11 protein-coding genes and 1 pseudogene are annotated in these 9,387 nt (G+C 68.7%); 6 read left to right on the forward strand and 6 right to left on the reverse strand.

Annotated elements, in window-relative coordinates; translation table 11 throughout:
- From TY51_RS18160 to TY51_RS24150, 3 genes and pseudogenes are all read left to right on the forward strand, one after another.
- Positions 1–613 (forward strand): ABC transporter ATP-binding protein (locus TY51_RS18160; protein ID WP_042252363.1); only part of this gene is annotated, 613 nt, incomplete at its 5' end.
- Positions 614–695: 82 nt separating this feature from the next.
- Positions 696–1,226 (forward strand): annotated as a pseudogene (locus TY51_RS24145) (DUF2254 family protein); the annotation flags it as partial.
- An 86-nt stretch (positions 1,227–1,312) separates the two neighbouring features.
- Entirely contained in the window at positions 1,313–1,945 is a 633-nt protein-coding gene (locus TY51_RS24150; RefSeq protein ID WP_255351440.1) for a DUF2254 family protein, read from the forward strand.
- Here TY51_RS24150 and tdh read toward each other — a convergent pair.
- The 4 genes from tdh to TY51_RS22270 form a co-directional block, all read right to left on the reverse strand.
- Entirely contained in the window at positions 1,942–2,973 is a 1,032-nt protein-coding gene (gene tdh, locus TY51_RS18170; protein WP_042252366.1) for an L-threonine 3-dehydrogenase, read from the reverse strand. The two genes, TY51_RS24150 and tdh, sit on opposite strands and share 4 nt — an antisense overlap.
- The gene (locus tag TY51_RS18175) at positions 2,970–4,163 is read right to left on the reverse strand and encodes a glycine C-acetyltransferase (protein ID WP_042252368.1); all 1,194 of its coding nucleotides are present in this window, start codon (positions 4,161–4,163) and stop codon (positions 2,970–2,972) included. Before TY51_RS18175 ends, tdh begins: the two co-directional genes overlap by 4 nt.
- A gap of 83 nt (positions 4,164–4,246) precedes the next feature.
- Positions 4,247–4,807: a helix-turn-helix domain-containing protein gene (locus TY51_RS22265; protein WP_042252371.1), complete on the reverse strand. Its 561-nt coding sequence runs from the start codon at positions 4,805–4,807 to the stop codon at positions 4,247–4,249.
- Between the two features lie 15 nt (positions 4,808–4,822).
- Complete coding sequence (locus TY51_RS22270) at positions 4,823–5,275, reverse strand: Lrp/AsnC family transcriptional regulator (RefSeq protein WP_042252374.1); 453 nt, start codon at positions 5,273–5,275, stop codon at positions 4,823–4,825.
- Positions 5,276–5,397: 122 nt separating this feature from the next.
- Here TY51_RS22270 and TY51_RS18190 point away from each other — a divergent pair, with 122 nt between their 5' ends.
- From TY51_RS18190 to TY51_RS18200, 3 genes are all read left to right on the forward strand, one after another.
- Entirely contained in the window at positions 5,398–6,867 is a 1,470-nt protein-coding gene (locus TY51_RS18190) for an aminotransferase class V-fold PLP-dependent enzyme (protein WP_042252376.1), read from the forward strand.
- Positions 6,868–6,937: 70 nt separating this feature from the next.
- Positions 6,938–7,285, forward strand: a complete 348-nt coding sequence (locus tag TY51_RS18195; RefSeq protein WP_052650449.1) for a hypothetical protein — start codon at positions 6,938–6,940, stop codon at positions 7,283–7,285.
- A complete protein-coding gene (locus tag TY51_RS18200; RefSeq protein ID WP_042252382.1) occupies positions 7,278–7,616 on the forward strand; it encodes a hypothetical protein in 339 nt (112 codons plus the stop codon). Before TY51_RS18195 ends, TY51_RS18200 begins: the two co-directional genes overlap by 8 nt.
- On the opposite strand, the gene TY51_RS18205 is transcribed toward TY51_RS18200, so the two are convergent.
- Together TY51_RS18205 and TY51_RS18210 are read right to left on the reverse strand one after the other, a co-directional pair.
- The gene (locus TY51_RS18205) at positions 7,613–8,077 is read right to left on the reverse strand and encodes a hypothetical protein (protein ID WP_042252378.1); all 465 of its coding nucleotides are present in this window, start codon (positions 8,075–8,077) and stop codon (positions 7,613–7,615) included. The two genes, TY51_RS18200 and TY51_RS18205, sit on opposite strands and share 4 nt — an antisense overlap.
- The coding region (locus TY51_RS18210; protein ID WP_156118120.1) for a sorbosone dehydrogenase family protein at positions 7,995–9,387 on the reverse strand (1,393 nt) is incomplete at its 5' end. The genes TY51_RS18205 and TY51_RS18210, both read right to left, overlap by 83 nt.

Genomic DNA, 9,387 nt, shown 5'->3' on the forward strand with positions numbered 1-9,387 from the left:
GGCTCTGGGCCTGCTGCCCGCGACGGGGCGGTCGTCGCTGGCGGTGCTGTCGCCGGATGCGCGGGCGCGGCAGGCGGCGTATCTTCCGCAGGGCCGCGACATCGCCTGGCCGATGCCGGTGGACGCGGTCGTGGCACTGGGCCGCATCGCCCATGCCGAGGCCGCCGCGCCGCGGGATCACCCGGCGGTCCGCGACGCGCTGGTGGCCTTGGGCCTGATGCCCATGCGCCACCGCGACGCCACCACCCTGTCTGGCGGCGAACAGGCCCGCGTCCTGATCGCCCGCGCGCTGGCCCAGGACACCCCCCTGCTGATCGCGGACGAGCCGATCGCCGGGCTGGACCCCGCCGCCGCCATCGGCGTCATGAACCTGTTCGCGGGTCTGGCCGGGCAGGGCCGCGGGGTGATCGCGTCGCTGCACGACCTGGGTCTGGCCGCGCGGCATTGCACGCGGCTGGTGGTGCTGGACCGGGGCCGCATCGTGGCCGACGGCCCCCCGGCATCCGTGCTGACCCCCGACCTGCTGGCGCGGGTCTTCGGCATCACCGCCCATCTGGCGGACGGCCCCGACGGCCCGATCTTTCAGCCGCTGCGGGTCAGCCCGCGCAATTAGGCGCCGGCGGCATCTGGACCCCGGCCCCGGTTCCGGGTCATGGTCCGGGCCACGATTCACGGTCAGCGGGCAAGGGGTGCGGATGTCGTCCAGGGTAAGGTGGTTCATTGCCAGGGTGTCGCAAAAGATCTGGGTGGTCGCGGCGCTTTACACGGTGCTGGGCATCGGCACGGCCTTTGTCGCGCCGCTGATCGGGTCAAGGCTGCCCGCGGGCTTGGGCGACAAGCTGGGGTCGGGCGCGGTCGAGGCGGTGCTGTCGGTCCTGGCCAGTTCCATGCTGTCGGTGGTGACCTTTTCACTTGGGATCATGGTGTCGGCGCTTGCGGCGGCATCCGGATCGGTGACGCCGCGGGCAACCCATCTGTTACGATCGGACCGCACCACGCAGCGGGTGCTGTCGACCTTTCTGGGGTCGTTCCTGTTCAGCCTGATCGGCATCATCGCGCTGAATGCGGGATTTTATTCGGACAATGACCGGCTGGTGCTGTTCGTGGCCACGATCCTGGTGGTGGTCATCATCGTCATCGCGATCCTGCGCTGGATCGCGCATCTGACCGTCTTCGGCCTGATGAACGATTCCATCCGCAAGGTCGAAGAAGCCACGCGCACCGCCCTGGACGACCGGCTGACCACGCCGTTTCTGGGCGGTCACCAAGGATCAGGACCGCCACCGGCGCCCGCGTCGTCGGTCATCCGGATATCGGGTATCTGGTGCATGTGGACATTCCCGCCCTGCAGGCGATGGCGGACAAGGCGGGTGTGGACATCCATCTGGCGGCGCTGCCGGGCAGCTTCATGCATCCGGGGCTGCCAGCCCTGTGGATCGCCCCCGGTGCTGGATCGGACGATCCGCCAACGGACGCCGATCTGTGCAAGGCGCTGACCGTCGACGACAGCCGCACCTATGACCAGGACCCGCGCTTTGGCCTGACCGTGCTGACAGAGATCGCGGAACGCGCCCTGTCGCCCGCCGTCAACGATCCGGGGACGGCCATCGACATCCTGGGCCGGTCGGTGCGCCTGCTGGCCGCCTGCGCCGAGCCGCGCGAGGTGACGCTGGACCACCCGCGGATCTGGGTGCCCGCCCTGTCGGTCGAGGAGATGATGGACGACCTGTTCCCGCCCATCGCGCGCGACGGCGCGGGCGTCTTTGCGGTGCAGATGCGGCTGCAGAAATCGCTGCTGGCGCTGGTGCAGATCGCCCCGGAACAGTTCGCCGCCCCCGCCCGCCGCCATTCGGCCGAGGCGATGGCGCGGTGCCGGGACAAGATGCTGCCCTCTGAACGCGACCGCCTGCAGGATGTCGTGCAGGCCATCGCGGCGGCGGGCTAGACCTGGTCCCAGTCCAGAACGATCTTGCCGCTTTGGCCGGCCTTCATGGTCCGGAACCCCTGTTCGAATTCGGCCATCGGCAGGTCGTGGGTGATGACGGCGCTGACGTCCAGGCCGTTTTCCAGCATGGCCAGCATCTTGTACCAGGTCTCGAAGATTTCGCGGCCATAGATGCCCTTGATGACCAGCGACTTGAACACGATGCGGTTCCAGTCGACCAGCGTGGGCGCGGCGGGAATGCCCAGCATCGCGATGCGCCCGCCCATGACCATCGCGCCGACCATCTGGTCGAAGGCCGCGGCGTTGCCCGACATCTCCAGCCCCACGTCGAACCCCTGGCGCAGGCCAAGCCGGGCGCAGACCGACGGTAAATCTTCGGACGCGACGTTGACGGGGACCACGTCGGCCACCGTCGCGGCCAGGTCCAGCCGCGTCTGGTTCACGTCGGTGATGACCACATGGCGCGCGCCGACATGGCGGGCGACGGCGGCCGCCATGATGCCGATGGGCCCCGCGCCGGTGACCAGCACGTCCTCTCCGATCAGCGGAAAGCTGAGCGCGGTGTGCACGGCATTGCCGAGCGGGTCCAGGATCGCGCCGATCCGGTCGGGCACGCTGTCGGGCAGCGGCACCACGTTGAAGGCGGGCAGCGACAGGTATTCGGCGAACGCACCGGGGACATTGACGCCGATGCCGCGCGTTTCGGGGTCCAGGTGGAACTGGCCCGACCGGCTTTGGCGGCTGGTATGGCCGATCAGGTGCCCCTCTCCGGAACAGCGCTGGCCCAAGGTCAGGCCGGTGACGTCGCGACCCAGCTCGACGATCTCTCCGGCGAATTCGTGACCGATGATCATGGGGGCGGGGACGGTGCGGGCGGCCCATTCGTCCCAGTTCCAGATATGCACGTCGGTGCCGCAGATGCCGGTCTTGCGCACCCGGATCAGCACGTCCGACGGGCCGATCTGCGGGATGGGCCGGTCCTGCAGTGCCAAGCCCTCTCCGGGGCCGGTCTTGACCAGCGCCTTCATCGGATCGCCCCGGTTTCGCGGCCCGCGTCGACAAAGGCCTGCAGGGCGGTGTCCAGGTCGGCCATGTCGATGGCCGCGTTCATCTGGGTGCGGATGCGGGCCTGACCGCGCGGCACGACGGGAAAGAAGAACCCCGCCACATAGACGCCGCGCCGTTCCAGCGCGCTGGCCATGGCCTGCGCCAGCGGCGCCTCGGACAGCATGACGGGCACGATGGGGTGCTGGCCGGGCAGCAGATCGAACCCTGCATCGGTCAGGCCCGCCCGCCAATGCGCGGTCTTGCGCGCGAGGTCCGCGCGCAGGTCGTCCGCGCCCTCGATCAGGTCGATCGCGGCCAGCCCCGCGGCGACGATCGACGGCGGCAGCGCGTTCGAGAACAGATAGGGTCGCGCCCGCTGGCGCAGCAGATCGATCACCGGCTGTGGCCCGGCGATATAGCCGCCAAGCGCGCCGCCAAGCGCCTTGCCAAGCGTCCCGGTCAGCAGGTCGACCCGCGCGCCCAGATGCTGCGGCGTGCCCGCGCCCTTGGGGCCCATGATGCCCACCGCGTGACAGTCATCGACCATCACCAGCGCGCCATAGCGGTCGGCCAGGTCGCGGATCGCGGGCAGGGGCGCCAGATGCCCGTCCATCGAGAACACACCGTCGGTGGCGATCATGATGAACCGCGCCCCGCCGTCGCGCGCCTCGCGCAGCCGGGATTCCAGCGCATCCATGTCGCCATTCGCATAGCGATAGCGGCGCGCCTTGCACAGCCGGATGCCGTCGATGATCGACGCATGGTTCAACGCGTCCGAGATCACCGCATCCTCCGGGCCCAGCAGCGGCTCGAACAGGGCGCCGTTGGCGTCGAAACAGGACGCGAACAGGATCGCGTCGTCATGGCCCAGCCATCCGGCCAGCCGCTGTTCCAGCTGTCGGTGCAGGTCCTGCGTGCCGCAGATGAACCGCACGGACGCCATGCCAAAGCCGTGGCTGTCCATCGCCGCCACCGCCGCCGCGCGCAGGGCAGGGTGGTTCGCCAGCCCCAGATAGTTGTTGGCGCACAGGTTGATCGTGGGCGCGCCCGCCACGTCGATGCGGCTGCCCTGGGGCCCGGTGATCAGGCGTTCCCGCTTGGTCAGGCCTTCCTGGCTAATCTGGTCCAGCTGCTGGCTGACGCTGTCCAGAAACGCGCTTGCATCCGTCATGTAGTCATTCCCTCCGTTTTAACGGACGCTAGGGCCTTTGCATCCGTCGGGCAAGATAAAAGAATGCCGTCCGCGATGACGGATCAGCTGTCGCGCACGATCATCAGCACGCGGGCCGCGGCATCGCCCGCGGTGACGCTGTGCGGGCGGTCGGCGGCATAGTTGGCGGCGTCGTTCTGCGACAGCCCGACCTGTTCGTCGCCCGACGTGATGGTCACGGCGCCGTCCAGCACCACGACATCCTCGCGGCAGCCCGCCCGGTGCGGCGCGGAATCCAGCGAGGCGCCGGGGCCAAGCCGGATCTCATAGATCTCGTGTTCACCCACCGTCTGCGGCGCGCTGAGGATGCGGATCACCACGTCGCGGCCCCGGTCGGCGATCACCGGCGCGGCGCCCGCCTGCACCACGCGGATGTCGCGTTCGACCCGCGCCTCCCACAACCCGGCGAAATCGACCTGCAGGGCCTGCGTCAGGTTCCACAGGGTGGCGACGGTGGGGCTGGATTCCGCGCGTTCGATCTGGCTGACCATCGACCGGCTCACGCCCGACAGCCGCGCCACCGCGTCCAGGCTGAGGCCCTTGGCGCGGCGCGCCTCCTTGAGGCGGGTGGCAAGGCGCTGGACGATGTCGCTGTTCTGGTTCATGGGGCTTTCGTTCCGTCAGGCAAGCGCGATGGGTCGCTGTTCCTCGATCGCCTCCATCGCGAAATGCGACGTGACGGTGTGCAGCTCGATGCCCGAGATCAGGCGCTGATAGAACAGGTCATAGCGTCCCATGTCCTGCGTCACCACCTTGAGCATATAGTCGTATTCGCCTCCGATGCGGAAGAAATCGATCACCTCGGGAATGGCCGACACATGCTTGCGGAACATCGCCAGCCAATCGGCGGAATGGTGGCGGGTCTTGATCATCACGAACACAACCAGCCCCATGCCCAGCTTGTCGCGGTCCAGCGTCACGGTGCGGTTGCGGATCACGCCCGCCTTGTCCAGCGCCTGCATCCGCCGCCAGCAGGCGTTCTGCGACAATCCTACGCGTTCCGCCACCACGCGTTGCGAGATCGCGCTGTCGCGTTGCAGTTCCTCAAGGATGCGCCTGTCGATGCGGTCCATGCCATTTCCCCGGTTCTTGGGTCACATGACCCAATATCTGCGTCAGAATGCAACAGACAAGGAATGAAATCGCGCCCGCGCGTGGCTATTCATTGCGAAACGCAGGTGGGATCGGGGTTTTCATGGCACTTCTGGACGAATTTCGGGCGACGGTGGGCGCGGACGACACCGTGGCAGGCCTGCGGGCGGGGCTGATTGGCGACGATGTGGTGATCGACGGGCCGTTCGGTCCGGTGCCGATGATCTATGCCGATTACGTGGCCTCGGGCCGCGCGCTGCGCCAGGTCGAGGAGTTCGTGATGACCCGCGTCCTGCCCTATTACGCCAACACCCACACGCAGGCGTCCTTTGTCGGCGCCTATTGCTCCCGCCTGCGGGCCGAGGCGCGGGCCTGCGTCGCGGACCTGGTCGGCGCGGGGCCGGGATACAGCACCATCTTTGCGGGGTCGGGGTCCACCGCGGGGCTGAACCGGCTGGTGGGTCTTCTGGACATTGCGGGCATCATTGCCCGGGGCGGTCGGGCCGTGGTGGTCATCGGTCCCTATGAGCACCACTCCAACATCCTGCCTTGGCGCGAAAGCGGCGCCGCGGTGATCGAGATCCCCGAGGCCGCGACCGGTGGTCCCGACCTGCAGGTTCTGGACGCGGTGCTGGCGCGGCATGCGGGGGCGGATCTGCTGGTGGGCAGCTTTTCGGCGGCCTCGAACGTGACCGGGATCCTGACCGACACCGATGCGGCGACCCGTATCCTGCGCGCGCATGGCGCGGTGGCGATCTGGGATTACGGCGCCGCCGCGCCCTATGTCCCGATGTCGATGCAGGCCGGAACGGACGCCGCCAAGGACGCCATCGTATTCTCTCCGCACAAGTTTCCGGGCGGGCCGGGGGCGTCGGGCGTGCTGGTCGTCCGCGACGCCATCGCGCGCCGCGCGACGCCGACCCTGCCGGGCGGCGGCACGGTCAGCTTTGTCTCGCCCTGGGGCCACGCCTACGCGACGTCGCTGTGCGCGCGAGAGGAGGGCGGCACCCCCAACGTCATCGGCGACATCCGCGTGGCGCTGGCGATGATCGCGAAACAGGCGTTGGGACAGGAGTTCATCACCGCCCGCGGACGCGTCCTGCGCGACCGGGCGCTGGCGGTTTGGCGCAAAAACCCCGCGATCCAGATGATGGCCCCGGACGCGCCGACCGACAGCCTGCCGATCCTGTCCTTCCGCATCCGTGACGGGCAGGGCGGGCTGGTCCATCACCAACTGTTCACGCGCATGCTGTCCGACATCCACGGCGTACAGGCGCGGGGCGGCTGCGCCTGCGCGGGCAGCTATGCCCACCGGCTGCTGGGCATCGACCGGGCGCAGTCGGACGACCTGTTCGACCGCATCGCGCGAGGGCACGACACGGAGAAGCCGGGCTGGGTGCGGCTGAACTTTTCGGCGCTGCTGGACGATGCCAAGGCGGACCGGATCATCCATGCGGTGGATGATCTGGCCCGGAATGCCGTGCGGTGGGCGGCGCTGTATCAGGGCGATGCGGCGACCTCGCGGTTCACGGTCCGGGACGCGGCGGAACAGGCGTTGGTCCCCACAGCGTGATCCCGGCGCGGGGTGCAACCTGCCGCATTCTGTGGTTCGGTGGCCGCGTAGCGCATGCGAAGGCCCGCAAATGACCCTGTCCGTCACCGTCAGAATCCTGTGCATCGCCCTTTTGGGCATTGCTGCCTGGAGCGTCTTTGGCGCGGCCACCGGGGTGGCCGAGCCATGGGACGCCGGCATCTATTGGACGCTGGCCTATCCGGCGATGCTGTTGGCGTCCGGACTTGCGGGGGCATGGCTGCGCCGCCGCGCGTGGCTGGCCGGACTGGTGCTGACCCTGGCGCAGTTGCCCGTGATGCTGGTGCAGACACAAGCCGGGGCGATGGCGCTGTTCGCGCTGGCCCTGCTGGCGGCGCTGGCGGTTCCGGCGATGCTGGCCGCGGGGCTTGGCGGTCGTCTGGCGGCGCGCGATGGCTGATCGCGGCGCGGTTCTGCACACCCCGGACAGGCGCTATATCGTGGTCCGGGGGCGGCTGTGGCGGGCGTCCGATCCGGGTCTCGACCCCGAAACCCGCGCGCGGCATGTCGCGGCCCTGATGGACGCGCGGCGGATGGTCAAGGCGGCCAAGGCATCGGGTGATGCCGCAGACCTGGCCGACGCGCGCCGCGCCGTGGATGCCGCCAAGGTCCTGCTGGGGGAACGCGGACCCGTCTGGTGGACCGACGGGGCCCCCGATCCGGGACGGCACATGGTGCACAACACACCCTATGTGGCGTGGTTCGACAGTTTGGAAGACAGTAGCCCCTAGTCGTCGATGCCGAACCCGTCGGGAACGCGGCGGCCGGGGACATAGGTCAGGCCCGCATCCTCGATCAGGTCCTGCGCCATGGTATCGGCGTTCAGCGGCGCATGCTGGACATGATGCCAGATCTGGCGGACGGCGGGGACCATCTGCGGTTCGGCCAGCGCGCGGGCGGTGTGCATCCAGATCGCCAGACCGTCGCTGCTGTCGTATTCGCGCGCCTTGCGCAGGGCGGCGATCTGCGTCACCGCCCCCGATGCAAAGCGTTTGCGCGCGGCCGGGGTCCAGTCGGACAGGCCGTACAGGTCCTGCCCGTCGGCCAAATGAAACGCCTGCCAGAACCATGCGGCGGCGGCATGGCTTTCGACGAAATGCGGCTTGGCGTCAGCCAGCTTGTCGGCAAGCGCCTGCGCATCGTCGATGAGGGCGGTCTTGGCCTTGTCCTCTTTCCAGCTGCTGAACGACATGGTGCGCTTTCCAAAATGCAGGATGCCGCCATGATCGCATGGCGGCATCGGATCGCAAGGGGCGATCAGTTCGCGGGGGCTGCCGGGGCTGCCGGGGCGGCTGGCTCCGGTATCGCCGGCGCCGTGGTCGCGGGTGCGGCGTTGCCGGCGCGGGCGCTTCGGCGGCCGGGGTTTCGGCAGGCGCCTCGATCCGGTCGCTGTCGATCGGCTCGGGGATCACGGTGCCATCGGCGGCGGCAACGCGCCAGACGGTGTTTCCGGCGTCATCGGCCACCAGCAGCGCGCCAGTCCCGTCAAGTCCCATACCCACCGGGCGACCATGCACCTGTCCGTCGACCAGGAACCCCGTCACGACATCCTGCATCATCCCGTCAGGGTTGCCATCGGCGAAGGGGACATAGGACACCTTGTAGCCGTTGAACTCGTCCCGGTTCCAGCTGCCGCGCTGGCCGACGAAGGCGCCGTTGGCAAAGGCGTCGGGCATCGCCGCCCCGTTGGTGAACACCAGACCCAAGGCCGCGACGTGGCTGGACAGCGCATAGTCGGGCGAGATCGCCGTCTCGACCAGATCGGGCCGCGCCGGGCGCACGCGTTCGTCGACGTGATCGCCGTAATAGCTGTAGGGCCAGCCATAGAACCCGTCCTCCTGGACGGAGGTCATATAGTCCGGCACCAGGTCCGGGCCCAGTTCGTCGCGTTCGTTGATGACCGCCCACAGCGCGCCGCTGTCGGGGTTGAAGGTCAGCCCGTTCGGATTGCGCAGGCCCGACGCATAGATCTTGGACGCGCCGGTCTCGCGGTCGATCTGCCAGATCGCGGCACGGCCCTTTTCGGCCTCCATCCCGTTTTCGGCGGCGTTCGAGTTCGAGCCGACCGACGCATACAGCATCGTCCCGTCCGGGCTGAGCGCCAGATCCTTGGTCCAGTGGTGGTTCAGCGGACCGCCCGGCAGCGGGCTGAGCGTGGTGGGTTCGGCATTGATCACCGTCTCGCCCAAGGCATAGGGATAGGACACCACCGCATCGGCGGCAGCGACGTAGAGCGTGTCGTCGATCCATGCCAAGCCAAAGGGCGAATGCAGCCCGGTCAGCAGGTCATGGCGTTCGTCCACCGTGCCGTCGCGGTCGGTGTCGCGCAGCAGGGTGATCAGGTTGCTTTCCGCCGGGGGGGCGTCGTCGCCGCCTGCGGCAAAGGCCATCACCCATTCGCGGATGAAATCCTTGGGGCGGTATTTCGGCTTGCCCTCGGGCGCGCGGGACTGGACCACCAGCACGTCGCCATTGGGCAGCGTGTGGACGGTGCGGGGATTG

This window comes from Paracoccus sp. PAMC 22219, from assembly GCF_000787695.1.
Taxonomy (GTDB): Bacteria; Pseudomonadota; Alphaproteobacteria; order Rhodobacterales; family Rhodobacteraceae; genus Paracoccus.

Coding starts and splice junctions, on each gene's coding strand:
- tdh (WP_042252366.1), bottom strand. CDS start 2,973: ATGAAGGCGCTGGTCAAGACCGGCCCCGGAGAGGGCTTGGCACTGCAG.
- TY51_RS18175 (WP_042252368.1), bottom strand. CDS start 4,163: ATGACGGATGCAAGCGCGTTTCTGGACAGCGTCAGCCAGCAGCTGGAC.
- TY51_RS22265 (WP_042252371.1), bottom strand. CDS start 4,807: ATGAACCAGAACAGCGACATCGTCCAGCGCCTTGCCACCCGCCTCAAG.
- TY51_RS22270 (WP_042252374.1), bottom strand. CDS start 5,275: ATGGACCGCATCGACAGGCGCATCCTTGAGGAACTGCAACGCGACAGC.
- TY51_RS18190 (WP_042252376.1), top strand. CDS start 5,398: ATGGCACTTCTGGACGAATTTCGGGCGACGGTGGGCGCGGACGACACC.
- TY51_RS18195 (WP_052650449.1), top strand. CDS start 6,938: ATGACCCTGTCCGTCACCGTCAGAATCCTGTGCATCGCCCTTTTGGGC.
- TY51_RS18200 (WP_042252382.1), top strand. CDS start 7,278: ATGGCTGATCGCGGCGCGGTTCTGCACACCCCGGACAGGCGCTATATC.
- TY51_RS18205 (WP_042252378.1), bottom strand. CDS start 8,077: ATGTCGTTCAGCAGCTGGAAAGAGGACAAGGCCAAGACCGCCCTCATC.